The sequence below is a fragment of the Streptomyces sp. NBC_00503 genome (genome assembly GCF_036346895.1).
Classification (GTDB): Bacteria; Actinomycetota; Actinomycetes; order Streptomycetales; family Streptomycetaceae; genus Streptomyces.
The window spans coordinates 4,687,035-4,713,691 of record NZ_CP107855.1 but is presented as its reverse complement, the minus strand read 5'-3'; the positions used below and the strand labels follow the sequence as shown (position 1 = coordinate 4,713,691).

Here is a 26,657-nt window from a genome sequence, read left to right as displayed (position 1 = left end):
GGGGGCTTGGCCATCTGTCCGGAGGGATGGTAGGCCGAGGATCAATTCGGACTTATTTCGGAAACCCCATGATCACAGGCTTGCGGAAGGGTGTCCGAATCGCCCGTTACGGCGTCAATAAGACGGCCGACGCGCCCGGTTCGTGCCATTCGCGCACAACTGTGGCGCAGACCACGTTTCTTGAAGGGAACCGCAACGCCCTGATAGCGGTTGTACCCATGTCCCTCACCGCTCACATACCCAGCCACCGGAAGCCCCGCCGCAGCGCCTCGAAGCTCGCGGTCCGCGCCGGAGTTGCCGGTGGCGTCCTCAGCACCCTGGCCATGGCCGGCACGGCGAGCGCCACGCCCTCCGAGCCCGTAGCCGAGAGCACCCTCGAGATGCCGGTCCTGAACATGGACCTGGCCGCCGACGTGTCCTCCTCCGTCACCAAGGCCGCGGAGAACACCCGCGCCGCCGCCGTCGACGGCGAGCTCAACGCCCTGGAGCAGAGCGCCCGCACCGGCGCCGCCGCCGAGGCCAAGAAGGCCAAGGAAGACGCGCAGCAGAAGGCCGACGCCGAGCAGCAGGCGAAGGACGAGGCCGACCGCAAGGCCGAGGCCGACCGCGCCAGCCGCAGCACGGCCCGTACCTCGCTGTCGAGCAAGTCCGCCTCCTCTTCGGAGGGCTCCTCCTCCTCGGAGGGCTCCGGCGTCACCGCTCCGGCCACCGGCTCCGCCGCCGCGATCGTGAACTTCGCCCGCGCGCAGGTCGGCAAGGCGTACGTCATGGGCGGCACCGGCCCGTCCTCGTTCGACTGCTCCGGCCTCGTCCAGGCCGCGTACCGCCAGGCCGGCATCAGCCTGCCGCGCATGTCGCAGGCGCAGTCCTCGGCCGGCACCTCGGTCTCCCTGAGCGCCCTTCAGCCGGGCGACATCCTGTACTGGGGTTCCAGGGGCAGCGCTTACCACGTCGCCATCTACGTCGGCGGCGGCAACTTCGTCGGCGCGCAGAACCCCAACACCGGCATCGTCGAGCGCGCCCTGAGCTACGACAAGCCGACGGGCGCCGTCCGCGTCCTCTGAGGCATCCGCTGACCGACGTCAGCGCTGACGCGTCCTGCGACGCGCGAAAGGCCGGTACTCCCCCGCTCGGGGGTGGAGTACCGGCCTTTCGCCGTCCCGGGGCCTCCTGGAGCCTCTGAGGGCCCCCTGAAGGCCGCCTGAGGGCCATGGGGGCGGTGTCCGGGCGGTCCCGGGGGCTCCAGGAGGCGCAGATCTCGCTCGCGCCCAGCGCCTGCTCCGGCGGCGGGAGCCCTCGGTGAGCGACAGACCGAAGCCCTCGGCAAGTGCCGGCCCGACCGGGGCCGACCGGGGCTCACCGGGGCGGGCCGACCTACTGACGGGTCACCATCCCGGCTGGCGGGCAGCTCGTATCGAACCGGGCGAAGCCCTGCGAAGATAGCTGAGGCGCGTTCGCCCGAGTCACCCCAGGAGGTGGTGATCCGTGATCACCAGGCCATCCGACCAAGCCCCCGGCCCCGGTTCCGGTGCCCATCCGACCGCCGATCCCACAGCCGTCCCGGCCGCAGCCGGGCTCTGTCTCCTGTCGCTGGGGGGCTGGCTGCTGAACACCGCCCGCCCGTGGCAGAAGCCCAATTCCTCGATCACGCTCGCCCTCGACTGGACCGCATCGGGCACGCTCCTGATCTGCGGTCTGATGCTGCTGGCCCGCTGTATCCGGACGGTCCACCGATCGGACGAAGCTTCGTACCAACGAGGCCTCGACACCCCCCAGGACCAGACGGGCCGCACCGGGGACAACCCCCCGCCGCAGCCCGCCTGATTCCTCCGCACACCGTCCGCCGCAGCGGCTGCGCGCCGCGTCAGGCCTTCGGGGCCACCTTCGAGAGGCCGTTGATGATGCGGTCCATCGAGTCGCCGCCCGTCGGGTCGGTCAGGTTGGCCAGCATCTTCAGGGTGAACTTCATCAGCACCGGGTGGCTCAGGCCTCGCTGGGCGGCGATCTTCATGATCTTCGGGTTGCCGATGAGCTTCACGAACGCGCGGCCCAGCGTGTAGTAGCCGCCGTAGGTCTCCTTGAGGACCTTCGGGTAGCTGTGCAGGGTCAGTTCGCGCAGGGCGGGGGTGGCGCGGGAGTGCGCCTGGACGATGACGTCGGCGGCGATCTGGCCCGACTCCATCGCATAGGCGATGCCCTCGCCGTTGAACGGGTTGACGAGGCCGCCCGCATCGCCGACGAGGAGGAGGCCCTTGGTGTAGTGCGGCTGGCGGTTGAAGGCCATCGGCAGCGCCGCGCCGCGGATGGGCTGCGTCATGTTCTCCGGGGTGTAGCCCCAGTCCTCCGGCATCGACGCGCACCAGGCCTTGAGGACCTCGCGCCAGTCCAGCTCCTTGAAGGCGGAGGAGGAGTTGAGGATGCCCAGGCCCACGTTGGAGGTGCCGTCGCCCATGCCGAAGATCCAGCCGTAGCCGGGGAGCAGCCGGTCCTCGGCGCCGCGCCGGTCCCACAGCTCCAGCCAGGACTCCAGGTAGTCGTCGTCGTGGCGGGGCGAGGTGAAGTACGTGCGGACGGCCACGCCCATCGGGCGGTCCTCGCGGCGGTGCAGCCCCATCGCGAGGGAGAGCCGCGAGGAGTTGCCGTCGGCCGCGACGACGAGCGGGGCACTGAAGGTGACCGGGGTCTTCTCCTCGCCCAGCTTCGCCTGCACGCCGGTGATGTGGCCGGTGCGGGGGTCGCGGACGGGCTCGCCGACGTTGCAGCGCTCGTAGAGGCGGGCGCCGGCCTTCTGCGCCTGGCGGGCCAGGGTCTCGTCGAAGTCGTCGCGCTTGCGGACGAGTCCGTAGTCGGGGAACGAGGCCAGTTCGGGCCAGTCCAGCTGGAGGCGCTGGCCGCCGCCGATGATCCGCAGGCCCTTGTTGCGGAGCCAGCCGGCCTCTTCGGAGATGTCGATCCCCATGGAGACCAGCTGCTTCGTGGCGCGCGGGGTCAGCCCGTCGCCGCAGACCTTCTCGCGCGGGAACGCCGTCTTCTCCAGGAGCAGGACGTCGAGTCCGGCCTTGGCCAGGTAGTACGCGGTGGTCGAGCCGGCGGGCCCGGCCCCGACGACGATCACGTCCGCGGAGTGCTCGGAGAGGGGCTCGGTCACAGCGGGGTCTCCCGAAGGCTCGATAAGGGGTGCCCAACGGCACAAGACATGTGCAGTCTATGCAGCGAGAGAGATCGCGATCCGAAGGGCTGCCCACTGTGACCACCTCGCCGACCCGGCCGCTCCCCGCCGTCCAGCTCCGTGTACCGACGGACGAGGACGCGCACGCCTGGCACCGGGTCTTCAACGACCCCGACGTCATGGAATTCCTCGGCGGTCCCGCCGAGCCGTCCTTCTACGAGGAGTTCACCGCCCGGCAGCGGCTGCACGACGCACGGCTCGGCTTCTGCCTGTGGACCCTGACGGACGGGGACGGGGAGGTCCTCGGCTTCACCGGGGCCCAGCCGTGGCCGGCGGAAAAGGCGTGGGGGCCGGTCGGGGAGATCGAGATCGGGTGGCGGCTGGGGCGTTCCGCCTGGGGGAAGGGGTACGCGTACGCGGCTGCACTGGCCACTGTGGAGCGAGTGCGGGAGGCGGGGGTCCCGGACGTGGTGGCGATGATCGACGACGCCAACGTCCGGTCGATCGCCGTCGCGGAGCGGCTGGGCATGACCCTGGCGGAGCGGTTCCTGCTGCCCAACGGGATCCGGTACGGCCGCCGCTACGAGCTGGCGCTGCAGTAATCCAGCCCCGCCGGCGTTTGAGGCGCGGGGGTCCGGGGGCTGGCCCCCGGCAACGGCGGGTCAGAAGACCGACAGGCCCGTCAGGGTCGTGAAGCGGTCCAGCGCGGCTACGGCTGCGACCGAGTTGCCCTGGGGGTCGAGGCCCGGGCTCCACGCGGCCAGCGTGCATGCTCCGGGGACCACCGCCACGATGCCGCCGCCCACGCCGCTCTTGCCCGGCAGGCCGACGCGGTAGGCGAACTCGCCCGCCGCGTCGTAGGTTCCGCACGTCAGCATCACCGCGTTGATCTGCTTCGCCTCGCTGCGCGTCAACAGCCGGGAGCCGTCGGCGCGCAGCCCGTGGCGGGCCAGGAAACGGCCCGCGCGGGCGAGGTCGGCGCAGCTCATCTCGATCGAGCACTGCCAGAAGTAGTGGTCGAGCAGCGTCGGCACCGGGTTGTCGACGTTCCCGTACGAGGCCATGAAGTGGGCCAGGGCCGCGTTGCGGTCACCGTGCTCGTGTTCGGAGGCTGCGACGTCCGCGTCGAAGGCGACGTCCGGGTTCTGGCTCTCCTCCCGGAGGAACCGCAGCAGTTCGCTGCTCGCGTCGCCCGTCAGGGTTTGGAGCCGGTCGGTGACGACCAGGGCTCCCGCGTTGATGAACGGGTTGCGCGGGATGCCGTTCTCGTACTCCAGCTGCACCAGCGAGTTGAAGGGGTTGCCGGAGGGTTCCCGGCCCACCCGCTCCCACAGGCTGTCGCCGCCCTCGGCGAGCGCGAGGGCCAGCGCGAAGACCTTGGTGATGGACTGGGTGGAGAACGGGGTCTGCCAGTCCCCCACTCCGAAGACGTTGCCGTCGAGGTCGGCGATGGCCATGCCGAACTGCCGGGGGTCCACGGACGCCAGCGCCGGGATGTACTCGGCGGTGGTGCCGCTGCCGACCAGCGGGGCGATATCGGTCGCGACCTGTTCCAGCAACGCCTGGTAGTCCACCGGGAACTACCCCTTGAAGCCGCGGTGCAGGGCCACGATGCCGCCGCTCAGGTTGCGCCAGGCCACCTTGGACCAGCCGGCCTTCTGCAGCAGCCCGGCCAGCTCCGGCTGGTCGGGCCAGGTGCGGATGGAGTCGGCGAGGTACACGTACGCGTCGGGGTTGGAGGAGACCGCCCGGGCCACCGGCGGCATCGCGCGCATCAGGTACTCGGTGTACACGGTCCGGAAGGGCGCCCAGGTGGGCTGCGAGAACTCGCAGATGACGACCTGGCCGCCGGGCTTCGTGACCCGGTACAGCTCGCGCAGGGCGGCGTCGGTGTCCTGGACGTTGCGCAGCCCGAAGGAGATGGTGACGGTGTCGAAGACCCCGTCCTGGAACGGGAGCTTCGTCGCGTCGCCCGCCGTCAGCGGGAGCCAGGGGTTGCGCTTCTTGCCCTCGCGGAGCATGCCCAGGGAGAAGTCGCAGGGGACCACGTACGCGCCGGTCGCGGCGAAGGGCAGCGAGGAGGTGGCCGTGCCGGCGGCCAGGTCGAGGACCTTGTGCCCGGGGCGCGCACCGACCGCCTTGGCGACTTCCTTGCGCCACAGGCGGGCCTGCCCGAGGGAGAGGACGTCGTTGGTGAGGTCGTAGTTCGCCGCCACGCCGTCGAACATGGAGGCGACTTCGTGCGGCTGCTTGTCCAGGGAAGCGGTGGTCACTGGCGTTGGCCCCTCGGGTCTGCGCGGGCGGGTGCCCTCGGCGGATACGCGATACGCGGATACACGGATACCCGGTCATTCTCGCAGGCCGCCCCCGGCCCGCGCTCGGCGGCACAGCGCCCTCGGCGTCGGCAGCCCCCGGCGTCGGCAGCGCCCTCAGCGGCGGCGGTGCAGCAGCCGGCCGCCGATGACCGTGGCCACGCAGGTGGTCGGGCCCTGCTCCAGCAGTTCCGCCGGGCCGGCCACGGCGAAGACCGCGAACCGGGCCGGGGCTCCCGGCTCCAGGACCCCGTGGAAGGCCTCTTCGGCCCTGTCCCGTCCGGCGAGCGGATTCAGGGAGGCCGGGCCCTCGTAGGGGGTGGGCGGGAGGACGGCGAGTCCGGAGCGGACCACCGCCGTGCGCACGGAGGGGATCGTGAAGCGGCCGGTCACGGCCACCACCCCGCGCGCGAGGAGCTTCTGGGTGCCGCGCCGGGCGCTGTTGCCCCAGCGGGGTTCGGTCATCTTCAGGCCGTCCAGCGCCTCGGCGCCGCTGATCGGTTCGGTTCCGAGCTCGGTGGTCTCGTACGGGTCGTCCGGGTAGTACGTCCGCTCCAGCAGCTCGTCGCCGCCGCGCGCCAGCAGTCCGGGGGTCAGTACCCCCGGCCAGCTGCGGGCCCGCGCGTGCGGGTGGGCCGCGGCGAGCTCCTCGTACGGGCCCACGGCGGCGAGCCGGTCCCCTTCGACCAGGACCGCGCCGCCGCGCAGGGCGGTGGTGCCCTGCCCGGTGACGAGGAGTTCGGCGGTGTGGATCGTGAGCACGGGCGCGTCAGTTCGTGGAGATGAGCTTCAGCTCGGGGTGGGCCGTGCCGCCCTCGATGGCGGTGGAGGAGATGTGCGAGACGACGCGGTCGTCGACCGGGTCGTTCGCCGGGTCCTCGTGCACCAGGAGGTGCTCGTACGTCGTCGCGCGCTGCGCCGGGACGCGGCCCGCCTTGCGGATCAGGTCGATGATCTCCATGCGGTTGGAGCGGTGCTTGGCACCGGCCGAGGAGACGACGTTCTCCTCCAGCATGATCGAGCCGAGGTCGTCGGCGCCGTAGTGCAGGGAGAGCTGGCCCGCCTCCTTGCCGACGGTGAGCCAGGAGCCCTGGATGTGGGCGATGTTGTCGAGGAAGAGCCGCGCGACGGCGATCATGCGCAGGTACTCGAACACGGTCGCCTGGGTGCGGCCCTTGAGCTTGTTGTTCTCGGGCTGGTAGGTGTACGGGATGAAGGCGCGGAAGCCGCCCGTACGGTCCTGCGTGTCCCGGATCATCGCGATGTGCTCGATGCGCTCGGCGTTGGTCTCGCCGGTGCCCATCAGCATGGTGGAGGTGGACTCCACGCCCAGCTTGTGGGCGATCTCCATGATCTCCAGCCAGCGCTCGCCGGACTCCTTGAGCGGGGCGATCGCCTTGCGCGGCCGCTCCGGCAGCAGTTCGGCGCCGGCGCCCGCGAAGGAGTCGAGACCGGCCGCGTGGATGCGCTTGATGGCCTCTTCGGCGCTGACGCCGGAGATGCGGGCCATGTGGTCGACCTCGGACGCGCCGAGGGAGTGGATGACCAGCTGCGGGTAGGCCTTCTTGATGGCGGAGAAGTGGTGCTCGTAGTACTCGACGCCGTAGTCCGGGTGGTGGCCGCCCTGGAACATGATCTGCGTGCCGCCCAGCTCGACGGTCTCCGCGCAGCGGCGCAGGATGTCCTCGAGGTCGCGGGACCAGCCCTTTTCGGTGTCCTTGGGGGCCGCGTAGAAGGCGCAGAACTTGCACGCCGTCACACACACGTTGGTGTAGTTGATGTTCCGCTCGATGATGTACGTCGCGATGTGCTCGGTACCCGCGTAGCGCAGGCGGCGCGCGGCGTCGGCGGCCTTGCCGAGCGCGTGCAGCGGGGCGTGGCGGTAGAGGTCGAGCGCCTCTTCCTTCGTGATCCGGCCCCCTGCGGCGGCACGGTCGAGGACAGACTGGAGATCGGCCTGGTCGGTCACCGGGGCGTCACCTTTCGGCTGGCGGGCTCAGGGGCGGGTCTAAGGTCCGGACCGATCCAGCCTACGCCAGCGGCCGCACCCTCCCTTCAGAGACCCGGCCCCGTCCTCCAGGGACCCGGCCCTTCACAGACCCAGCCCGGCGCCGAGGCCGAGGCCCGCGTACATCACCCCGGCCAGGGCCCCGCCCGCCATGAAGGGACCGAAGGGGATCGGGCTGGTGCGGTCCGCGCGGCGCAGGGCGATCAGGGTGAGGCCGTGGACGGCCCCGGCGAGGAAGGCGGCGAAGGTGCCGGCGAAGAGCACGGGCCAGCCGTACCAGCCGAGGATCTGGCCGACGGCGAGGGCGAGTTTCACGTCGCCGAAGCCCATGCCCCGGGGGTTGATGAGGAAGAGGAGGAAGTAGCAGCCGCCGAGGACCAGCCCGCCGAGCAGCGCCCGCGGCCAGGAGCCGCCGGCCCCGGGGAACAGCGCGGCCACCCCGAGGGCGGCGGCCGTCAGGACGGCGAGCGGGAAGGTCAGCACGTCGGGGAGGCGGTGCACGGCCCGGTCGACGAGGCAGAGCAGCACCGTCAGCGGTGCGAGCAGCAGCCAGGCCACCAGCTCGGGCCGCGCCCCGACCCCGGCCCCGAGGGCGAGACAGACGAGCGTGGTGGCGAGCACGGGCCGGCTGGCGGCCGCGAAGGCGCCGTCGCGCCCGGTACGGGGACCCCGGCCTGGACGGAAGGTGGCCCCCGGGTCGGGCTCCCGCCCGGCCGGGAAGGCAGCGGCCGCGCAGCCGGGGCAGCGGGGACGGCCCAGCCAGCCGCGGGCCGGCCCCGTCAGGGCGTGGCCCCAGGGACAGGCCGAGCGCCACGGGGCACCGGCCTCGACGGAGAGCCGGTAGGCGGCCCGGGGCACGAGCAGCCCGGCCGCCGCGCCCCAGAGCAGGACCCCGGCCACGAACACGGCGATGCCCATGTCAGCCCGCCCCCCTCCCCGCAGACCCGCGTTCCTGCGGCCACGGCAGGTACGCCTCGGGGGCCAGCATCACCCGGACCGGCTCCCCCGGCCAAGGCACCGTCCGGAACACGATCCCTCCGGAACCCGGGGGATCAGTTGTTCTGCGTGGCGTCCGCGTCCGCCTGGGCGGCGTCCTGGTCGGCCTTGTCGAGCTTCTCCTTCATCTCCTGCGCCTGGGCGTCGTCCCCGCCGCCCGTTTGGGCCGTCTGGCCCGCCCGGTCGGGTGCGGCGGCGCCGTCCGTGCCGCAGCCGGTGAGGAGCAGCGCGGCCGTCGCCACCACGACGGCGAGGCCGGTGGCGGTGCGGCGGCGGATCACTTCTTCGCCGCCGGGGCGCCCTGGGCCGCGCACCAGGTGCTGACGGACTTCAGGTCGGTCTGCCGGGTCTGGAGCGTGGGCAGCAGGCTCTTGCGGAAGGTGAGCCGGTCGTTGAGGTAGGTGTAGATCTCCGTGTGACCGTCCGCCTTGGCGTTGGCCACCCGCTGTTCCAGCCGGGCGATCGAGCCGGGCACGGTGGCGTCGCCGCCCAGCCGGGTGATCGAGGCGGCGACCTTCTTCTCGGTCTCCGGCAGGCGCTTGCAGATCGACTTGGCGCCGTCGCCCTTCGGGGCGGCGGGCTTGGCGGACTTGGCGGGCTTGGTGTCCTTGCCGGTCACCGCCAGCGCGGGGGTGGCGGCGAGCAGGGCGCCGGCCAGGGCGAGCGTGCCGATGGCGGCGACGGTCGTACGGTTCGCGCGCATGTGCTGTCTCCTTCGATGCCACGAGGGCCGGACCCGTGAGTGGTCCGACCGGGCAGGAACGTAGCGGGCGTCTTTGTGGCTTCTTTGTGAAACCGCGGACCGGCTCCGGCGGTCAGCCGTTCCGGGAGATCCAGTCCCGCCGGACCGGCAGCCGCAGGGTCTTCGTGTCCTCGACGAGCAGCGGCAGCCGCACCTCGAACCTGCTGCCCGTACCGCCGCCGACCGGTGTCGCGGTGGTGACCTCGCCGCGGTGCAGCGCCGCCTGCTGGGCGACCAGCGTCAGGCCCAGCCCCGAACCCGGGCTGTCGGGGCCGCGGTGGAAGCGGCGGAAGACCGCCGCCCGGTCGGCGGCCGGGATGCCCGGCCCGGCGTCCTCCACGTCGAGGACCGCCCAGCCGCCCTCCGCACGCAACCGGACGGCGATCCGGGCGGGCTCGCCCGGTGCGTGGCCGTGGGCCACCGCGTTGCCCAGCAGGTTGGCGAGCAGGATCCGCAGACCCGCGTCCCAACCGAAGACCTTCAACTCGGCGGGGAGCGCGGTGCTCACCTCCACCTCGGGGTGTCGGCGTCCGGTCTCCACGACCGCCGAGTCGACCAGTTCCGCCAGGTCGAGCGGGCCGAATGCGGAGACCTCCACCAAGTCGCCCTGGGCGAGCGTCCGGAGCGCGGTCAGCAGCTCCAGCAGCCGGGCGTGGTCGGCCTGCAGGTCCCGCACCACCTCGGCGCGTTCGGCGGCGGGCAGGTCGGGGTGGGCGGACAGGACGTCCAGGTCGGTCCGCATGCTCATCAGCGGGGTGCGCAGTTCGTGCGAGGCCGCGGAGGAGAAGGAGCGGGCGGTGTCCAGGGCCTGCGCCGTGCGGCCCGCCTGCTCGTCGTACCGTGCCAGCAACTGCCCGATCGAGGAGGCGAGTTCGTCGACCTCGGTGATGCGTGAGCGTTCGGCCGTGAAGCCCGCCGCCCCCTCGCCCGGGTCCAGCCGGGCGGCCCGGCGGCTGAGCCTGCGCAGCGAGGCCGTCGCCCGGTCGGCCAGGGCGTAGGCGAGCAGTCCGGAGACCGGGGCGGCGAGCAGGGCCACCAGCAGCATCCGGCGGCGTACGGCGCTGAGCTGCGGGTCGGACGCCGAGGTCGGGGAGGAAAGCCAGAGCGTGCCCGGCGAGGCGCCCTCCACCCGCACGGTCAGGACCCGCCAGGTGTGGCCCTTGGCCCGTACGGTCACGGGCCCGCCCGGGGCGGTGGCCGGGGGTTCGGCGGGCTGCGGGCCGCCGGTCAGGACCAGCGTGCCGTCCGCCGCCACCACCCGGACGCCGACGTCCAGCGCGTCGCCGAGCACCTTGCGGTGCTGGTTCTGCTCGACCTTCGGCCGGCCGCTGCGCTCGGCGTTCAGCAGCGTCCGGACGTCCGGGGTGACGGCCTTCGCCCGCTCCTGCAGCCGGATGTCCTGCTGGTGGCGCAGGTCGCGGTTGACGAGCCCGAGCAGCAGCAGTCCGGCCGTGACCACCAGCAGCGGCACGACGACGGTGACCGAGAGCGCGATCCGGGTGGAGAGCTTCACGGGGTGCCCGGCCCTTCGGGGAGGCGCAGGACGAAGCCCACGCCGCGGACCGTGTGGATCATCCGGGGCCGGCCGCCGTCCTCCAGCTTGCGCCGCAGGTAGCTGACGAAGGTGTCGACGACGTCGGAACGCACGTCGAAGTCGTAGCCCCAGACGCGGTCCAGCAGGTGATCGCGGCTGAGCACGATCCCGGCGTTCCGTGCCAGCTGCGCGAGCAGATCGAACTCCCGCCTGGTCAGGCGGAGCTCCACGCCGTCGTGGAGCACCTGGCGGGTGGCCTCGTCGATCACCAGGGGCCCGGCCCGCAGCCGGTCGTGGGCGGGCGGCGCGGCGGGGCGGCGGCGCAACAGGGCCTGGATCCGCAGCACCAGTTCCTCCAGCGCGAACGGTTTGACCAGGTAGTCGTCCGCACCGGCCTGCAGTCCGGCGACCCGGTCGGCGACCTCGTCCAGCGCCGAGAGCATCAGTACGGGCGTCTCGTCGCCCCGGGTGCGCAGAGCGCGGCAGACCTCGATCCCGCTCAGACCGGGCATGGACACGTCCAGCACCACCATGTCCGCCCCCGACCCGGCGAGCCGCTCCAGCGCGCGGGGCCCGTCCTCGGCGAGCAGCACGGTGAAGCCGCTCAGCCGCAGCCCGCGCTCCAGCGAGCGGCGGATCGCGGCGTCGTCGTCGGCGACCAGTACCCGTCCGGTGGTCATCCCGCTCTCCCGCCTTCCCGTGCCCGTCGGGCAGCGACCCTCTCACGGCGCCCGGAGGATCCGGAAGGCAGGGTCCGCGCGACCGGCTGCGGGGAGCGGCGGGGCTCCGCCTTTCCACCCCCGGACTCCCGGAAGGTGAAATGGGAACGGATTACCGGTAAACGGAGTATTCGCCTTTCCGGTATCCGGAAAGGCGAAGCCCATAAGCCGCGCTAATACCCCGCGGCAGCCGTCGCCAGAAGCTCGACCGCCACGTCCGGCGCATACCCCGTCGTCAGTCCCGTCCGCCGCGCGAATTCACGTACACCGGCCAGTTGCTCGGAGCCGAAGCGGAAGTCGAGGGTGGTGAAGTACCGCTCCAGCAGTTCCGCGTCGAAGGCCTCCCAGCGGGCGGCCTGCTCGGCCACCTTGGCGACCTCCTCCAGGGAGACGTCGCGGGAGGCGAGGAAGGCCTCGTGGACCTTGCGGACGACGTGGGGCTCGCGCTCCAGGTAGTCCTTTCGAGCGGCCCAGACGGCGAAGACGAACGGCAGTCCGGTCCACTCCTTCCACATCTGCCCGAGGTCGTGCACGGCGAGCCCGAGCCGGGGCGCGTCGTGCAGCGAGGCGCGCAGCGCGGCGTCGCCGATCAGCACCGCCGCGTCGGCCTCCTGCATCATCACCCCCAGGTCGGGGGGGCAGGTGTAGTAGTCGGGACGCACCCCGTACTGCTCGGCGAGCAGCAGCTGGGCCAGGCGTACGGACGTGCGCGAGGTGGAGCCGAGGGCGACGCGGGCGCCGTCCAGCTGGTCCAGGGGGACCTGCGAGACGATCACGCAGGACATGACGGGCCCGTCGCAGCCGACCGCGAGGTCGGGGAAGGCGACGAGCTGGTCCGCGTTGCGGAGGAACTCCACGAGGGTGATCGGGCCGATGTCGAGGCCGCCCTCGACGAGGCTCGCGCTGAGCTTCTCAGGGGTGTCCTTGGTCAGCTCCAGGTCCAGCAGCGTGCCGGTTCTGGCCAGCCCCCAGTAGAGGGGCAGGCAGTTCAGGAACTGAATGTGGCCGACACGGGGCCGGCTGCGATAGACGTCCACATCGCGAGACTAGCCCCCGCGTCACCGTCAGCCGTCTGGCGGGTCTCAAACGTCCGAGTGACGTGATCTTTCCCTCTGGTCTCGGCCGGGAGGTGCGTGCTAGGCTCGACGCAAGTTGCAGTTTGGTTTCCCTTGCAGTACGAGGCCTGCGGAGAATGTGACCCGCAGGCTTTTGTAGTTTTCAGACTTCTTAGCAGGTTCTGGAGCAGGGCGACCCTTTGGCCCATAGGAGGGCTCATGGCTACCGGAACCGTCAAGTGGTTCAACGCTGAAAAGGGCTTCGGCTTCATCGCCCAGGACGGCGGCGGCCCGGATGTCTTCGTCCACTACTCCGCGATCAACGCCGCCGGCTTCCGCTCCCTTGAGGAGAACCAGCTGGTGAACTTCGACGTCACCCAGGGTCCGAAGGGCCCGCAGGCGGAGAACGTCACCCCGGCCTAGTCGCCTGGGCCAACCAATCGCGGTTGGATATGCAGTACCCAAGGAGCCCTGTCTTCTCTGCGCGAGCAGAGTCGACGGGGCTCCTGCCTTTGCCCTTGCCCTGGCCGGGTCGTTGGACGGGGCCTACGGCAGCGCCCCCCGGCACCGTTTGGACGGTGCCGGGGGGCGCTTTGCCGTAGGCGGTACGGGGCCGGGGGCCCGGGGGCTCCGCCCCTCGGGCCTGGCCCGAGTCCGGGGCCCGGGTTACGCCTGCGGGGCGGCCGCCGGGGTGATCGTGATCTCCAGGAGTACGAACACCTTGTCCGAGACGCGGACGCGCAGGGTGTACTTGCCCGGGGTCACGCCCGTCGTGGAGACCTCCGGAAGGGCGATCTTGCCGTCCGCGGCCGTCGCCGGCAGCTCCAGCTCCGTGAGCTTCTTGCCTTCCTTGTCCGTGAAGTACGGGGTCGCACCCGCCGTCGCCGGGTCCGCCGGGACCCACTTCCCGTCCTTGTCCACCGTGCCGAACCCGGCCGTGGCCTTCGCCCCTGCGACCGGCTTGTCCTTCGCCGTCGCCAGGAACTCGATGCCCTTGATCGCGGTCCCGGTCACCGCGACGACCGGCTTGTCCGCATCTGCCCCGCTGCGGACCAGCAGGTCCGCCTGGGCCGGGGTGACCTTGCCCGTGAACTTCACGGTGACCTCGCGCGAGGCGTCGTAGCCGGTGGCGCGCAGGACGAACGCCCCCGCCTTCTCCCCCGCCTTCAGCCTCGGGACCGTCACCAGGCCGTTCGCGTCGGTGTGGAGCACCGCGAAGTTCTTGCCGTCGGCCGCGAAGACCGTCCCGCCGGTGGTGTCCTCCTCGACCGACAGCACGACGGTCTGGCCGGCCGCCGCCTTGCCGTCGCTGAGCACCGCCTTGACCTGCGGGGCCTGCCCGAACACGGTCCCGGCCTCGGCCGTGAGCTCGGTGGAGCCGACCGCCACCAGCTTGTCCAGGTGCGGGGTCGGGGTCGGGGTGGGCGTCGGGGTGGGGGTCGGCGTCGGGGTGGGCGTCGGCTTGGGAGTCGGGGTCGGCGTCGGGGTGGGCGTCGGCCTGGGCGCGGGCGGCGTCGGGGGCGTCGGCGGCACCGGCGGGTTCGGGGTCGGGTAGTTGCCGGCCGGCGGGTTCGGAACCCCGGCCGCGCCGTCCCCGGCCTGGTACTGCCGCATGTACCCGAGCACGGTGTTCACGTAGTCGCGCGAGTTGTTGTAGCTGAGGACGGCCTTGTCGAGCTGCGCCGGGTCGGTGAGGTTCCTGCCTCCCGCGCACAGGTAGAGGCCCGCGCCGAGCGCCGCGTCGTAGATGTTGTTCGGGTCGCGCTTGCCGTCGCCGTTGCCGTCGGCGCCCCACGTGGCCCAGGTGGAGGGGATGAACTGCAGCGGGCCGACGGCGCGGTCGTACACCGCGTCCGCGTCCCACTCGCCCTTGTCGGTGTCCTTGATCTCGGCGAACCCGTTGCCGTCCAGGCGCGGTCCGCGGATCGGCTTCTCGGTGTACCCGTCCATCTTGAGCCCGTACCCGGAGGCGTGCACGGACTCGACCCTGCCTATGCCGGCCAGCAGTTCCCAGGGCAGCTTGCAGCCGGGGAGCGCGGCGGCCACCGAGGTCTGGGCCCGCTTGTACGCGTCGAGGGCGGTCGCGGGTATCCCGCTCGCCCCCGCCCCGGGGCTGGCCGCGCCAGGGGGCAGCGGCGGGTCGGCGACCAGGTCCGGCAGCTCCAGCCGGGCGTCACCGCGATCGGTGGCCTGGGGACTGTCGGGGGTCGGTTCGGCTTCCCCCGCGCCCGCGATCGGCGTGTTGGTCACGACCGCGGCGGTGGTCAGGCTGGCCGCGAGGGCGGCCGTGCACATGACTTTGCGCGAGGTGTTGACGAGGTGACGGTGAAGTGGCTTCACAGTGCGGCAATCCCCCCAGGGCGACCGGGCGGGCCGCCGTAAAACGTATACGCGTCGAGCTGGTCATCCCGTTGCTCGCCCAACTGCGCCTACGACTGCACGTACGACGGGTCGGGCCGTGGATGTTAACTGTCTATCAGGTCCAGAGGCCCGACTCGCCGTCTCCCCGGGAGATGTGGCACACCATTCGTCTCGTCTTCACCGGTCTCTTGTCCGGTAATGGACAAAGGCCTTAAGTCCCTGCCCCATTCGCCCTAATGGCCCATACTTGACCGCTCTACGGTCTTTATTCTTGGATGATGGCAACCAGCAAGAAGGACCAGCGGCGCGAGGCCCGCGAGCGGATGCGCGAGGAGCGCGAGGCACAGGCCCGGCGTACGAAGCTGCGCGGGCGCATCCTCATCGGCGGCTCGCTGGTAGCCGTACTGGCCCTCGCGGTCGGCATCGGCGTCTACGCCGCGAACTCCTCAGGTTCCTCCGGCTCCGGCGACGAGGCCGCGGGCAAGCCATTCGTCCAGCCGGCCAACACCACCGGCAAGGACGGCATCGTCGTCCCGTACGGCAAGGCCGACGCGAAGAACGTCCTGTCGGTCTGGCTCGACCCCCGCTGCCCCTACTGCGCGGGCGTCGAGATCGGCCTCGGCAAGACCATCAAGGAGCAGGCGGACGCGGGCACCTACCGCGTCGAGTACCACTTCGCCACGTTCCTGGACAAGGCGCTGGGCGGCGGCAAGGGCTCCAAGCGCGCGGTCAACGCCCTGGGCGCGGCGGTGAACGAGAGCCCGGAGAAGTTCATGGAGTACCTCCAAGTGCTCTACAAGAACCACCCGGAGAAGGAGACCGACGACAAGTTCGGCTCCACGGCCACCCTGCTGGAACTCGCCGACCAGGTCCCGGGGCTGCGCACGCCCGCGTTCAACCAGGCCGTCAAGGAACTCACCTACATGCCGTGGGCCGAAAAGGTCGGCCAGGCCTTCTACGACCAGAACATGCAGGGCACCCCGGACGTGTCCGTCAACGGCAAGAAGCTCACGGTCAACTCCGGCCAGGGAATCGACTCGATCACCCCGGACGCCTTCAAGAAGCTGATCTCCGAAAACCTCAAGTAGCCGCGGGCATACCCGAAGGCGGCCCCGAAGGCATCTCCGAAGGCAGCCCCGCGGACAGGGCCCGGGTGATCTCCGCGGTGTGGCGGTAGGCCTCCCGGGCGGCGGCGATGACGGGCTCCTGTGCCTCGGGGGCGGTGAGTGCGGCGTTCATGCGGGCGGTGAAACGCGCCCAGCGCCCGCGGTCGCCGCAGCCGTAGTAGGCCGTCCCGTCCCCGTCGTCCAGCCGGTAGGCCTTGGTCACGTACGGGCTCAGGAGCATGCCGCCGAGCGTGGAGCCCTCCATGACGTACAGGAACCCGAGGAGCGCCCGGGGATCCGCGACCGCCGCGTCGCGGACGGCTCGGGCGAACGCCTTCCCCGCCTCGGCCGCCAGGGCCCTGCCGCCGCCGTGGTCTTCGCCTTCGCCGCCGCCGAAGTGGTTCAGGTCGCGGTCGACGAGGGGAAGTTTGCGCAGCTCCTCGGACCACACCCAGCCGACGGACGGGTCGGTGGCGCGCGACAGTTCCCCTTCGAGCGCCTCCAGCACCACGCGGTAGGCGGCGAGCTGGCCGACGTACCGGTCGAGCGGGAGCGTCCCGTCGGTCATCGCGGTCGAGAACCGGGCGCCCTCCAACCCGTCGTGGGCTCCGCGCGTACCGGCCCGCAGGCGCTCCATCACCGTGGCGCTCATGCGCCGCTGCGCTTCTGGATCGCCTGGAGCAGCCGGTCGATGACGTGGCCCTTGCGTTCGATCGTCACGTCGAAGTACGCGGCGCTGCGCTCGGAACGGCAGACCCCGTGCACGGCCTCCTTCGCCGCCCGCTTCAGCTCGACCGCTTCGGCGGCGAGCCCGAGGAGGGTCTCCTCCAGCTTCGGGTGACCGAGGACGAACGGCTTCAGCCGGGCACCGTCCAGCCCGATCCGCTCGGAGTCGACGAGCTCCAGGGAGACCCGGTTGCCGAGTCCGTCGAAGTCCTCGTGCGTCTTGCCCCGGCCGAACTCCGGCACGAAGTCGGTCAGGTCGTTGAACAGCTGGCTCGCCAGACCGAGTTTGCGCATGGCCTCGTCCAGCGTGCGCCGCTCGTCCTCCACGACGTCCAGCGCCGCCACCGCCGCGTCCAGCGGCATCCAGAACAGCGTCCCCGTCTTGAGCGCGGCCGTCGACTCCCAGAATTCCACCCGCTCCTCGCGGGACGCGGCCGTCAGCTCGGCACGGGTCTGCGCGGAGCGGGCCGATATGTCCACGGCCTGCCCGGCCAGGCCCTGGTGGACCGCCCGCAGCAGGCTCCGTACGACGGCGGGATCGGCCGCGTGCGCGAGCGCGGCCGTGATCAGCCAGGAGCCGGCGTTGAGCGCGAGCGGTACGCCGTGGGTGGCGTGCAGCGCGGGCTCGCCGTAGCGGACGGCGCTGCCGTCCTGGATGTCGTCGAGCACGACGGCGGCCTTCAGCAGGATCCGCACCGCCACGGCCGTCCGGCGGATCGCCGCCAGTTCGGCCGGGGCGGCCTCGCCGTCCGAGCCGTCCGACTCGTCCGGGAACCCCCGGTAATTGCGGTAGGCCCAATAGACCATCGACGGCCGCAGCGGCGCCCCGCCGCCGCCCGGCGCTCCGGCGGCGGGCGGCAGGGCCTCCTGCCCCACCTTGGAGCCGACGGCATCGGAGACCGGCCCGTACAGGGAGCGCCACAGCGCACCTTCGTACACCGACGGCGCCGACGACACCGCCGGCGCCTCCCCGCGCGGGCCGGCCAGCGAACCGAGGAACTCGGCCAGATCGTCTTCGAGCAACGCGGCATCCCCCCGCACCACCGCCTCGACCTCTGACACAGCCGCCATCCCGGTCACCCCGCCTCCGAACACCACGTGCCTCGAACACCACACGCTTCGAGCACCAACGCTTCGAACAAACGCCTCAACAGCCATGAAGAGGGCAGCGTGATGGTAAACGTCCGGTGCCACAAGCCCGTGTCCGGATGCCGGGCAGTAACGGCACGCTTTCGGACACATGCAGCGAAACCTGCCGCCTCCTACCCCAGGTCCTTCACCTCCCCCGCCGGCTTGAGGTCGACGAGCCTGCCCGCGACGCCCTGCGCCTCGAAGGCCTTCACCAGCGACTCGACGTCCTCGGAGTAGATGTTCCAGCTGTCGGTGTGCAGCGGTACCACCTTGCGGGGGTCGAGGTCCTTGGCGACCAGGGCCGCGTCCTCGGAGGTGAGGGTCAGGGGGGCGTTGTCGAGGATCGCGGGGGTGCGGGCGGCGCCGGCGAAGAGGACGGCCGTGTCGATCGGGCCGATCTCCGCCTTGATCCGGTCGCCGACCTCCTTGGCGACCCTGACCGAGGCGTTGTCACCGGAGACGTAGGTCGTGGGGACGCCCGTACCGCTGATCACGAAGCCGGTGACCTCCCCGTCCTCCCCTCGGTCCACTCCGTCGGGCCCGTGCAGGGCGGGCACGGCAGTGATCTTCACGGCGCTGCCGCCGGGGGCCTTCACCTCCCGGGAGGCCCAGCTCTCCAGACCCGTGACGTGCGCACCGAGGCGTCGGCGCGCTCCGGGGGTGGAGAGCACGAGGGGCACCTCGCCCAGCAGCTCGCGGCCGGAGTCGTCGAGGTTGTCGTCGTGCTGGTCGTGGGAGAGCAGTACGAGGTCGATCGCGCCGATCCCCTCGGTCCCGAAGGCGGGAGCCAGGGTCTTCTCCAGCCCGCTCGGGTACTTCTTCGGCTGGTCGAAGGCCGGGTCGATCAGGATGCGCAGGCCGGCGATCTCCAGGATCGCGGTCGGCCCGCCGATGTGGGTGACGGTGAACGCGGAACGGCTCGGGCTCATGGGAAATACCAGCTCTCTCGCTACGAGAACGCATGATCGGTCGGGACGTTTTCAACGCTAACACATCACGTAATCATCGATAACAAACCCATGTGTACAGAGGTCTCCGCCCAGGCCCGAACTGTTAGCGCTGCTAGCATGAGCCCATGTCGACGGCACGAGAGCGCATCCTGGAAGCCACCGCGGAACTGCTCGCGACCAAGGACGCGCTGGCGATCTCGACCCGGGTCATCTGCGAACGCGCCAAGGTCGGCATGCCCGAGATCTACCGCCAGTTCGGCGACAAAGAGGGCCTGCTCACGGCGGTCGCGGACCTCGGCTTCGAACGCTTCCTCGCCAACAAGAGGCGCAACCCCCTCACCGAGGACCCGGTCGCGGACCTGCGCACGGCCTGGGACAGCCACGTCGCCTTCGCGCTCCGCAACCCCCACCTCTACCGGCTGATGTTCACGCCCACCGGAGAGGTCAAACCGCAGGGGATCAAGGAAGCGCAGGCCCTGCTCCTGTCGGCCGTGGAGCGCTGCCGCGACGCCGGGCGACTGCGCACGACCCCCGAGCTGGCCGGCCAGTCGATCCTCTCCGCCAACGTGGGCGTCTGCGTGATGGCCCTGTCCTTCCCCGACCCCTTCGGCAGCCTCGACATCTCCCAGTCGGTCCGCGACGCCGTGATCGGCAAGGCCACCGGCGACGAACACGAGGACTCCCGCATCACCACCGCCACCGTCCTGGCCCAGGCCCTGGTCGGCACCCTCACCGGGACGGCCCCGGCGGACGCGGACGCCGTGGACGAACTGGCCCGCGCACTGCGGCCGAAGACCCCGTAGGGAATCAGAGGCAGGCCCACACCGTCTTCCCCGGCCCGCCCACCCCGCGCGGCCGGACGCCCCACTCCCGCGCCACGGCCTCTACGAGCACCAGCCCGCGCCCGCACTCCGCCGACCAGGGATCCACTGCGGCCACCACCCCCGGCGGCTCCCGGTCCCCCCGGGCGTCACTCACCTCCACCCGGACCCGCAGGCCGTCGTAGCCGAGCCGGACCTCGAAGTCCCGCCCGGCCACCCGCCCGTGCAGCACGGCGTTCGCGGCCAGCTCCCCGACCACCAGCTCCACGTCCTCGGCCAGCGCGCAGCCGTACGGAATCCCCCAGGCGGCGAGCTGCGCCCCGGCGAGCCGCCGGGCGAGCCGGGCCCCGCGCGGGGTGGCGGAAAGGAGCTGCCGGAACTCCACCGGTGCCATGTCACTCAATTCGGTCGTCACCTCACCGAGCGTGGCCGGTCCGCCGTACGCTTTCCAGGAACGGCGGCGCTACGGGGAACCCCCGTAGGACCGGCGGCGATTGCGTGTACGGCCTGTACGGGTGAGGGCGGTTCAGCGTATGAACGACCTGTCGGAGCGCGAGGAGGAGCCGGAGCGACCTGTGGAGGTCGACGGCACCGCGTACCTCTTCAAGGCGCTCGGCAAAATCATCAAGGTGCTGCGGGAACGGGCGGGCTTGCAGCAGAAGGAGCTCGCGTCGCTCGTGCACGTGGGAGAGGACCTGGTGTCCTCCATCGAGCGGGGCGTACGGACTCCACAGCCGGACTTCCTGGAGAACGTCGACCGGGCGCTGAACGCCGGAGGCGTTCTTTGTGCGGCCATCCCGGATGTGAAGGAGGCGCTTAAGCGGGCGCGGACTCGGCATCCGGATTGGTTCCGGGACTACGCGAAGGCGGAGGCCGCCTCCAACGCCATCCACGACTACAGCTACCAGGGCGTGATGGGGCTCCTGCAGACGGAGGCGCATGCGCGGGCCATCTTCGAGAAACGTCGCCCGCTGTTCGACGAGGCGGCGATCGAGAAGCGAGTCGCCGACCGACTCGACCGGCAGCGGATCTTCGAACGGTGGCCGTCCCCCACCTTCAGTTTCGTCCTCGACGAGAGCCTGTTGATGCGCCCCGTGGGTGGCCCTGCCGTTCACAGAGGCCAGCTCCGCCGGTTCCTGGAGATCGGTCGGCTGCGTACGGTGGAGCTCCAGGTGATGCCGTTCAGCCGAGGCGAACACGCCGCGATGGAAGGCTCGTTCAGCCTTCTCCATCCCAAGGGGCGCCAACAGATCGCCTACACCGAGACCTACAACCATCCCAACCTGATCACCGATCCCGAACGGGTCCGGATCTACGCCGAACGCTATGGGATCATCCGGGCACAGGCGCTCACGCCGGACGAGTCCCTGACCCTGATCGAGAAGATGCTGGGAGAAGAGCGATGAACACCACGGACCTGGCCTGGTTCAAGAGCAGCTACAGCGGCGGCGAAGGCGGCCAGTGCCTCGAAGTCGCCTTCGAATGGCGCAAGTCGAGCTACAGCAGCGCCGAAGGCGGCAACTGCGTAGAGGTCGCCGGCTGCGCCACCGCCATCCACATCCGGGACTCCAAGGTCCCGACCGGCCCCCAGCTGGCCGTGGCCCCCACCGCCTGGGCCGCGTTCCTCGGCGGGGTCGCGCGAGCCTGAGCCGCCGACGCCTGCGGGGCCGCAGCCTGACGGCTGCGGCCCCGTTCTCATACGCGGCTCGCGATGGCGCGGGCCAGCGGTATCAGGGAGTCGCGCATCTGGTCCGGCGTCTGGGTGAAGGTCGTCATCTCGACGCCGATGATGGCGACGGCGAACTCGACGGAGCCCTTGCGCACGTACAGGGTGCCGTCCTCCTTGCCCGCCTCGAAGTACGCCGCGTCACCGACCCCGGCCACCTTCTGGGCCTGCGGACGGTCCGTCGTGTCCACCGGCAGGCTCGTGAACTGCACGACGACGTAGCGGTCACGTTCGACGTTCCAGGTGTCGCACTGCCGGATGACGTCGCCCATGCCGTTCGGTGCGCTCTCCCCTGCCGGGCTGCCGAGCGCCGCCGCCACCTCCTCCGTGGTGGCCACCTTGCACGCGTCCGCCGCCTTCTTCGCGGCCGGCTTGTCGGGCGTTCTGGTGTCCGACCCGCCTCCGCCCCCACACCCGGACAGCGTCACCACGGCAAGCAGGGCACCCATCAAGGCGCCACGTATCGATCGGTTCATTCGAGATCCCCCCTTGGATCGCGCCATGCTGACAGGGCGTCGCACAGCAGTGAAGGGATGCCTCGATCTTCTGCACTAAAGGGCACCCGCCGACAGTGAGCGAGTGCTGCGGGGAGGCCTGGGCTGCGGGCTGTTCGGTGGCTTTGAGGGTCCCTGGGGGCGTCCCTCCAGTCCAGTGTCCTTCCGGGCCGGGCCGGTCCCTCAAGGGCGCTCCCTTCGGTCGCGTCGCTACGCGATGGCCTGCGGCCACCCTTGACCGACCGACCCGTCCCGGAATGCCACAAGACTTCCGGGATCCCCCCGGGGGATGGCCGGGGGGATGAGTGGGGAGGGACGGCCGTGGTCGCAGCCCCCGGGGCGGGTCCCGCCGGTCAGCCGACGCCCGGACGGCCGGAAGAGGCCCGCTGATCGGGGCTGGGGGCGCCGGGAAGTTCGGGACATCCACCCGACACCGATCGAGGACCCTTCCCGAGCCCGTCGCCCGCCAACCCGCACCAAAAGGCGATCACCAGCCCCGCAGGGTCGGGGGGCGCAACAGATCGCTACACACTGCCACTCGGCTTAGCGACTGAAGACCGTCTGGGGCTGGACATAGGCCACACGCGCACCCGAGGGGCGATGGACGTCGTTCGGCGACGACGAGACCGTCCGTGGGGGCGGGGTGCTTCGTATGGCGGTGACTTGACCGGCTTTGGGCGACAAATGACAGGAAGTCAGTCGGTCTGGGGCCAGTCCCAGCCCAGCTGGAGGAAGAATCCGAGACGGTCACTGACCGCGCGGATCTCTGAAATCTTCCCCTGGTTCAGGGTGAAGATCCAGATCGCCTCGACCTCGAAGTCCCGGCCGGTCGGCTCGGGCATGCGGGGGTGAGTACCACCGTGGGTGCCTCGCTGGGTGACACGAGCGACGATGCGATCGCCCTCGCCTACGAGTTCGTCGACCTGCACGATCAGCGGGTTGAAGGCGGCCAGCTGCTGACACAGCCCGTCGAAGGCCGCACCCGGTTCGTCGGCCTCACCGTGAATGATCTTGTTGTGGTCGATGACGTCGTCAGCCATGAACTTCGGCAAGTCATCGATCCGGCGCTCACTGACGGCTTCGAAGAAGCCCTCCACCGCCCGCTTGTTGGCACTCACGAGTGTGTCCATGTCTCCCCCTGAATTCGGTGATCGGCGCGAGCATACGACGACGATCAACCGGCCCCCCAAGCACCCCCGTTGCCCGCCAAACCCCCCACAGGCCCACCTCGTCGTCGCCAAACGACGTCGATCGCCCCCGGCGCGTGGGCGGCCCACCTCCAGCCCCGGACGGTGGTCAGCCGCTAAGCCGAGCGCAACTGTGTAGCGATCTGATGCGCCCCCGGTCCCTGGGGGGCTGGTGGTCGTCCTGTCGTGCGGGTTGGCGGGCGACGGGCTCGGGAAGGGTCCTCGATCGGTGTCGGGTGGATGTCCCGAACTTCCCGGCGCCCCCAGCCCCGATCAGCGGGCCTCTTCCGGCCGTCCGGGCGTCGGCTGACCGGCGGGACCCGCCCCGGGGGCTGCGACCACGGCCGTCCCTCCCCACTCATCCCCCCGGCCATCCCCCGGGGGGATCCCGGAAGTCTTGTGGCATTCCGGGACGGGTCGGTCGGTCAAGGGTGGCCGCAGGCCATCGCGTAGCGACGCGACCGAAGGGAGCGCCCTTGAGGGACCGGCCCGGCCCGGAAGGACACTGGACTGGAGGGACGCCCCCAGGGACCCTCAAAGCCACCGAACAGCCCGCAGCCCAGGCCACCCGCAGCCCCCGAACCCCACCCCTACCCGTACAGCCCCTCGATCTCCCCCGCGTACCGCTCCGCCACCGCGCGCCGCCTGAGCTTCAGCGTTGGGGTCAGGGTGCCCGCGTCCACCGTGAACTCCTCGGACAGGATGTGGAAGGCGCGGATGCGGGCCGGGCGGGAGACCGTGGTGTTGGCCGACTCGACCGCTTCCTCGATGAGGGCCCGTACCGCCGGGTGGGCGGCCGGGGAGGTCTCCGACAGGTCCACCGACTCGCGCGCCGCCCAGGCGGCGATCTCTTCCGCGTCCAGGGTGATCAGGGCCACCGGGTGGGGGCGGCGGTCGCCGATCATGACCGCGCGGGAGACGTAGCGGGAGCGCTGGATGGCGAACTCCAGCTCGGTGGGGGTGATGTTCTTGCCCGCCGAGGTGATGATCAGTTCCTTCTTGCGGCCCGTGATGGAGAGGTAGCCGTCGGCGTCGAGTTCACCCAGGTCCCCCGTGTGGAGCCAGCCGTCACCGTCCAGCGCCTCCGCCGTGGCCTTCTCGTTCGCGTGGTAGCCCGGGAAGATCATCGGGCCCCGCGCCAGGACCTCGCCGTCCTGCGCGATGCGGACCTCGCATCCGGCGATCGGCCGGCCCACCGAGCCGTAGCGGATGCCGGCCGGGTGGTTGAGGCTGATGACCCCGCCCGACTCGGTCATCCCGTAGCCCTCGAACACCGCGATCCCGCAGGCCCGTAGGAAGGCGAGAGTGGCCGGGGCGATCGGGGCGCCGCCCGTCAGCGCCCACTTCAGGCGGCCGCCGAAGGCGCCCCTGACCAGGGAGTACAGGGACTTCTCGGCCGCCTCGTAGGCGTCTCGGGATTCCTCCGGCAGGCGGCCCTCCGCCGCCAGTACGCCCAGCCGGACCGCCTCGCCGAAGCGGTCCGCGCCGCCGTCCTGGGCCTCCGCCAGGGAGAGGACCACCGAGTGGAGCTTCTCGAACAGGCGGGGGACGGACGGGAGGTGGGTGGGGCGGGCCTCTGCGAGCTCGCCTATGACGTCTTCGATCCGGCCGCCGAAGTAACAGAGCTCGCCGCCCTCCAGGAGGGTGGTGAACTGGATCAGCTGGGCGAGCAGGTGCGCGAGGGGGAGGTAGAGGTACGTGGAGTCCCCAGGACCCCCCTTGACCAGCGGGAGCGTGGCGTCCTGGATCGCGCCCAGGTTCCCGTGCGTGAGGCGGCAGCCCTTCGGCAGGCCGGTGGTGCCCGAGGTGTAGACGATCGAGGCGTCGGAGCCGGGGTCCACCGAGGCGGCGCGGGCGAGGAGTTCGGCCTCCGGCGCGGCTCCGGGGAGGGAGCGCAGCCCGTCCATGGCCACCACCGCGCGCAGCTTCGGCAGCCCCGCGCGCAGCGCCTCCACCCGGGCGGCCTGGGCCGCGTCGTCGCAGACGGCCACCACCGCCTCGGAGTCCGACAGCACCCAGGCGAGCTCCTCCTCCCCCGCCGTCGGGTACACCGGCACCAGGACGGCCCCCGCCGCCAGGACCCCGAAGTGGGTGTACGTCCACTCCGGGCGGGTCTCCGCGAGCACCGCGACCCGCTCCCCCGCGGCCACCCCCAGGCCGAGCAGGGCGCGCCCGGACTGCCGTACGCGGGCGCGCAGTTCCCCGTAGGAGACGGTGGACCAGCCGTCCGCCGCGTCCGCCGCACCCTTGTGGCGCAGGGCGGTCTCGGCCGCGTACCGCTCGCCCGTCCACTCGGTGAACACCGCCAGCGTCCGCGGCCGCACGGCTTCGTCCACCGGGCCTGTCCGGTCCATCGCGTTCATCGGGCTCGCCTCCCCCTCGGGTCGTACCGATGACGCTAGGCACCGGGAGGCCCGGATCGGCATGACCGGAAGCGTCACCCCCGCTGACCCCAGCGCTCAATGCGGCTACCGTCACCCCCATGGGGAGGCGGACGATCACCGTGCACCACGTGCGCGCCGTGCTCGCGGGCGCGCGCCGCAGCGGCATGGACACCGTGCCGCTGCTGCAGGAGGCGCAGATTCCGCCGCTGCTGCTCGGTGACGACCGGGCGCGCGTGACGCCCGCGCAGTTCGCGCGGCTGTTCCGGGCGCTGTACCGGAGCACGCAGGACGAGTTCCTCGGCCTGTCGGCCGTGCCCAGCCGCCCCGGAACCTTCGCGATGATGTGCTACGCCGCGCTGGGCTGCCGCGACCTCGGCGGGGCGGTGGAGCGGTCGGCCGCCTTCTACGGGCTGTTCCCGGGCGGACCGGAGCTTGCGCTCGAACTGGACGGCGAGCAGGCGCGGTTCACCGTACGGAACGATTTCGCGCGCGACGAGGAGCGGTTCCTCACCGAGTGCGTGCTCGCCATCTGGCACCGGCTGAGCAGCTGGCTGATCGGGCGCCGGATCCCGCTCCTGTACGCCTCCTTCTCGTATCCGGCGCCGCCGCACGAGGAGGAGTACGAGCTCCTCTTCGACTGCCCGGTCCGCTTCGGCGAGCCCCGCGCCGGCGCGGCCGTCGCCTTCGACGCGCACTGGCTGACCGCGCCGCTGGTCCGCGAGGAGCCCGCGCTCGACGCGATGCTGCGGCGGGCCCCCTTCGACCTGCTCTCGCGGCCGGAGTACGGGACCACCGTCGCGGAACAGGTCCGCCGGACCCTGACCCAGCGGCTGCGGAACTCCCCGCGGCTGCCGGAGCTCGGGGAGGTGGCGGGGCGCCTGGCGGTGTCCCCCGCGACGCTGCGGCGCAGGCTGCGGGAGGAGGGCACCTCCTTCCAGGAGCTGAAGGACCACGTCCGGCGGGACGCGGCCATCGCGGGCCTGGCGGAGAGCGGCGAGCCCATCGCGGAACTCGCGGCGCGGCTGGGCTTCTCGGAGGACACCGCGTTCCACCGGGCCTTCCGCCGCTGGACGGGCACGACCCCGGGCGCGTACCGGATCGCCTCGGGCAGCTAGTCGGGGGGCGGGGGGAGTCGGAGGGGCAGTCGGGGGCCCGCCAGGTGCCGTGACCGGGAAGGTTCACCTGCCCGGCGGGTTCGCGTGATTCACCGGACGGGCCTTGCCCTGTTGGCGAGTT

Annotated in this window: 28 protein-coding genes; 9 read left to right on the top strand and 19 right to left on the bottom strand. The window is 71.5% G+C overall.

Features of this window, described 5'->3' with window-relative positions:
* The first annotated feature begins 218 nt into the window (after nucleotides 1-218).
* Together OG490_RS21925 and OG490_RS21920 are read left to right on the top strand one after the other, a co-directional pair.
* Nucleotides 219-1,064, top strand: a complete 846-nt coding sequence (locus OG490_RS21925; RefSeq protein ID WP_330298002.1) for a C40 family peptidase — start codon at nucleotides 219-221, stop codon at nucleotides 1,062-1,064.
* A 421-nt stretch (nucleotides 1,065-1,485) separates the two neighbouring features.
* Nucleotides 1,486-1,824: a hypothetical protein gene (locus tag OG490_RS21920; protein WP_330298001.1), complete on the top strand. Its 339-nt coding sequence runs from the start codon at nucleotides 1,486-1,488 to the stop codon at nucleotides 1,822-1,824.
* Between the two features lie 40 nt (nucleotides 1,825-1,864).
* Here the strand turns inward: OG490_RS21920 and OG490_RS21915 are convergent, their stop codons facing one another.
* The gene (locus OG490_RS21915) at nucleotides 1,865-3,148 is read right to left on the bottom strand and encodes a geranylgeranyl reductase family protein (RefSeq protein ID WP_330298000.1); all 1,284 of its coding nucleotides are present in this window, start codon (nucleotides 3,146-3,148) and stop codon (nucleotides 1,865-1,867) included.
* A gap of 59 nt (nucleotides 3,149-3,207) precedes the next feature.
* Here OG490_RS21915 and OG490_RS21910 point away from each other — a divergent pair, with 59 nt between their 5' ends.
* Nucleotides 3,208-3,771: a GNAT family N-acetyltransferase gene (locus OG490_RS21910; RefSeq protein WP_443065853.1), complete on the top strand. Its 564-nt coding sequence runs from the start codon at nucleotides 3,208-3,210 to the stop codon at nucleotides 3,769-3,771.
* A gap of 60 nt (nucleotides 3,772-3,831) precedes the next feature.
* On the opposite strand, the gene OG490_RS21905 is transcribed toward OG490_RS21910, so the two are convergent.
* From OG490_RS21905 to OG490_RS21860, 10 genes are all read right to left on the bottom strand, one after another.
* Entirely contained in the window at nucleotides 3,832-4,743 is a 912-nt protein-coding gene (locus OG490_RS21905) for a glutaminase (protein ID WP_330297998.1), read from the bottom strand.
* Between the two features lie 6 nt (nucleotides 4,744-4,749).
* The gene (locus OG490_RS21900; RefSeq protein WP_330297997.1) at nucleotides 4,750-5,442 is read right to left on the bottom strand and encodes a demethylmenaquinone methyltransferase; all 693 of its coding nucleotides are present in this window, start codon (nucleotides 5,440-5,442) and stop codon (nucleotides 4,750-4,752) included.
* 156 nt (nucleotides 5,443-5,598) lie between these two features.
* The gene (locus OG490_RS21895) at nucleotides 5,599-6,243 is read right to left on the bottom strand and encodes an imidazolonepropionase-like domain-containing protein (RefSeq protein ID WP_330297996.1); all 645 of its coding nucleotides are present in this window, start codon (nucleotides 6,241-6,243) and stop codon (nucleotides 5,599-5,601) included.
* A gap of 7 nt (nucleotides 6,244-6,250) precedes the next feature.
* Nucleotides 6,251-7,450, bottom strand: a complete 1,200-nt coding sequence (gene mqnC, locus OG490_RS21890; RefSeq protein ID WP_330297995.1) for a cyclic dehypoxanthinyl futalosine synthase — start codon at nucleotides 7,448-7,450, stop codon at nucleotides 6,251-6,253.
* A 123-nt stretch (nucleotides 7,451-7,573) separates the two neighbouring features.
* Nucleotides 7,574-8,407 carry a prepilin peptidase gene (locus OG490_RS21885; protein ID WP_330297994.1) on the bottom strand — a complete coding sequence of 278 codons (834 nt, stop codon included), beginning with the start codon at nucleotides 8,405-8,407 and terminating at the stop codon, nucleotides 7,574-7,576.
* A gap of 134 nt (nucleotides 8,408-8,541) precedes the next feature.
* Entirely contained in the window at nucleotides 8,542-8,766 is a 225-nt protein-coding gene (locus OG490_RS21880) for a hypothetical protein (protein ID WP_330297993.1), read from the bottom strand.
* On the bottom strand, nucleotides 8,763-9,188 hold the full coding sequence (locus OG490_RS21875) for a hypothetical protein (protein ID WP_330297992.1): 426 nt from the start codon (nucleotides 9,186-9,188) through the stop codon (nucleotides 8,763-8,765). The genes OG490_RS21880 and OG490_RS21875 overlap by 4 nt, the downstream gene beginning before the upstream one ends.
* Before the next feature lie 112 nt (nucleotides 9,189-9,300).
* Nucleotides 9,301-10,740 (bottom strand): sensor histidine kinase, encoded by a 1,440-nt coding sequence (locus OG490_RS21870; RefSeq protein ID WP_330297991.1) that lies wholly within the window; start codon nucleotides 10,738-10,740, stop codon nucleotides 9,301-9,303.
* Nucleotides 10,737-11,441, bottom strand: a complete 705-nt coding sequence (locus OG490_RS21865; protein ID WP_330297990.1) for a response regulator transcription factor — start codon at nucleotides 11,439-11,441, stop codon at nucleotides 10,737-10,739. Before OG490_RS21865 ends, OG490_RS21870 begins: the two co-directional genes overlap by 4 nt.
* Before the next feature lie 212 nt (nucleotides 11,442-11,653).
* On the bottom strand, nucleotides 11,654-12,517 hold the full coding sequence (locus tag OG490_RS21860) for a menaquinone biosynthetic enzyme MqnA/MqnD family protein (protein WP_330297989.1): 864 nt from the start codon (nucleotides 12,515-12,517) through the stop codon (nucleotides 11,654-11,656).
* Between the two features lie 237 nt (nucleotides 12,518-12,754).
* Here OG490_RS21860 and OG490_RS21855 point away from each other — a divergent pair, with 237 nt between their 5' ends.
* Entirely contained in the window at nucleotides 12,755-12,958 is a 204-nt protein-coding gene (locus OG490_RS21855; RefSeq protein ID WP_112451444.1) for a cold-shock protein, read from the top strand.
* A gap of 243 nt (nucleotides 12,959-13,201) precedes the next feature.
* Here the strand turns inward: OG490_RS21855 and OG490_RS21850 are convergent, their stop codons facing one another.
* Entirely contained in the window at nucleotides 13,202-14,875 is a 1,674-nt protein-coding gene (locus tag OG490_RS21850; protein WP_330297988.1) for a lytic transglycosylase domain-containing protein, read from the bottom strand.
* 299 nt (nucleotides 14,876-15,174) lie between these two features.
* On the opposite strand from OG490_RS21850, the gene OG490_RS21845 reads away from it, so the two are divergent.
* Complete coding sequence (locus tag OG490_RS21845) at nucleotides 15,175-15,984, top strand: thioredoxin domain-containing protein (protein ID WP_330297987.1); 810 nt, start codon at nucleotides 15,175-15,177, stop codon at nucleotides 15,982-15,984.
* On the opposite strand, the gene OG490_RS21840 is transcribed toward OG490_RS21845, so the two are convergent.
* The 3 genes from OG490_RS21840 to OG490_RS21830 all read right to left on the bottom strand — a co-directional run bounded on the left by OG490_RS21840 (nucleotide 15,977) and on the right by OG490_RS21830 (nucleotide 18,788).
* A complete protein-coding gene (locus OG490_RS21840) occupies nucleotides 15,977-16,654 on the bottom strand; it encodes a biliverdin-producing heme oxygenase (RefSeq protein ID WP_330297986.1) in 678 nt (225 codons plus the stop codon). The two genes, OG490_RS21845 and OG490_RS21840, sit on opposite strands and share 8 nt — an antisense overlap.
* Nucleotides 16,651-17,799 (bottom strand): polyprenyl synthetase family protein, encoded by a 1,149-nt coding sequence (locus OG490_RS21835; protein WP_330297985.1) that lies wholly within the window; start codon nucleotides 17,797-17,799, stop codon nucleotides 16,651-16,653. Before OG490_RS21835 ends, OG490_RS21840 begins: the two co-directional genes overlap by 4 nt.
* Before the next feature lie 191 nt (nucleotides 17,800-17,990).
* Nucleotides 17,991-18,788 carry an MBL fold metallo-hydrolase gene (locus OG490_RS21830; RefSeq protein ID WP_330297984.1) on the bottom strand — a complete coding sequence of 266 codons (798 nt, stop codon included), beginning with the start codon at nucleotides 18,786-18,788 and terminating at the stop codon, nucleotides 17,991-17,993.
* A 146-nt stretch (nucleotides 18,789-18,934) separates the two neighbouring features.
* Here OG490_RS21830 and OG490_RS21825 point away from each other — a divergent pair, with 146 nt between their 5' ends.
* A complete protein-coding gene (locus tag OG490_RS21825) occupies nucleotides 18,935-19,612 on the top strand; it encodes a TetR/AcrR family transcriptional regulator (RefSeq protein ID WP_330297983.1) in 678 nt (225 codons plus the stop codon).
* 4 nt (nucleotides 19,613-19,616) lie between these two features.
* On the opposite strand, the gene OG490_RS21820 is transcribed toward OG490_RS21825, so the two are convergent.
* Nucleotides 19,617-20,024, bottom strand: coding sequence for an ATP-binding protein (locus OG490_RS21820; protein WP_443065968.1), 408 nt, complete (start codon nucleotides 20,022-20,024; stop codon nucleotides 19,617-19,619).
* A gap of 139 nt (nucleotides 20,025-20,163) precedes the next feature.
* Between OG490_RS21820 and OG490_RS21815 the strand changes: the two genes are divergently transcribed.
* Complete coding sequence (locus OG490_RS21815; RefSeq protein WP_330297981.1) at nucleotides 20,164-21,036, top strand: helix-turn-helix domain-containing protein; 873 nt, start codon at nucleotides 20,164-20,166, stop codon at nucleotides 21,034-21,036.
* A complete protein-coding gene (locus OG490_RS21810) occupies nucleotides 21,033-21,278 on the top strand; it encodes a DUF397 domain-containing protein (RefSeq protein WP_330297980.1) in 246 nt (81 codons plus the stop codon). The genes OG490_RS21815 and OG490_RS21810 overlap by 4 nt, the downstream gene beginning before the upstream one ends.
* A 47-nt stretch (nucleotides 21,279-21,325) precedes the next feature.
* Here OG490_RS21810 and OG490_RS21805 read toward each other — a convergent pair whose 3' ends face one another.
* The 3 genes from OG490_RS21805 to OG490_RS21795 form a co-directional block, all read right to left on the bottom strand.
* A complete protein-coding gene (locus OG490_RS21805) occupies nucleotides 21,326-21,805 on the bottom strand; it encodes a hypothetical protein (RefSeq protein ID WP_330297979.1) in 480 nt (159 codons plus the stop codon).
* Between the two features lie 740 nt (nucleotides 21,806-22,545).
* Nucleotides 22,546-22,980, bottom strand: a complete 435-nt coding sequence (locus OG490_RS21800) for an ester cyclase (RefSeq protein ID WP_330297978.1) — start codon at nucleotides 22,978-22,980, stop codon at nucleotides 22,546-22,548.
* Nucleotides 22,981-23,627: 647 nt separating this feature from the next.
* Nucleotides 23,628-25,400: an AMP-dependent synthetase/ligase gene (locus OG490_RS21795; protein WP_330297977.1), complete on the bottom strand. Its 1,773-nt coding sequence runs from the start codon at nucleotides 25,398-25,400 to the stop codon at nucleotides 23,628-23,630.
* A 119-nt stretch (nucleotides 25,401-25,519) separates the two neighbouring features.
* Here OG490_RS21795 and OG490_RS21790 point away from each other — a divergent pair, with 119 nt between their 5' ends.
* The gene (locus tag OG490_RS21790) at nucleotides 25,520-26,536 is read left to right on the top strand and encodes an AraC family transcriptional regulator (protein ID WP_330297976.1); all 1,017 of its coding nucleotides are present in this window, start codon (nucleotides 25,520-25,522) and stop codon (nucleotides 26,534-26,536) included.
* Nucleotides 26,537-26,657: the final 121 nt, after the last annotated feature.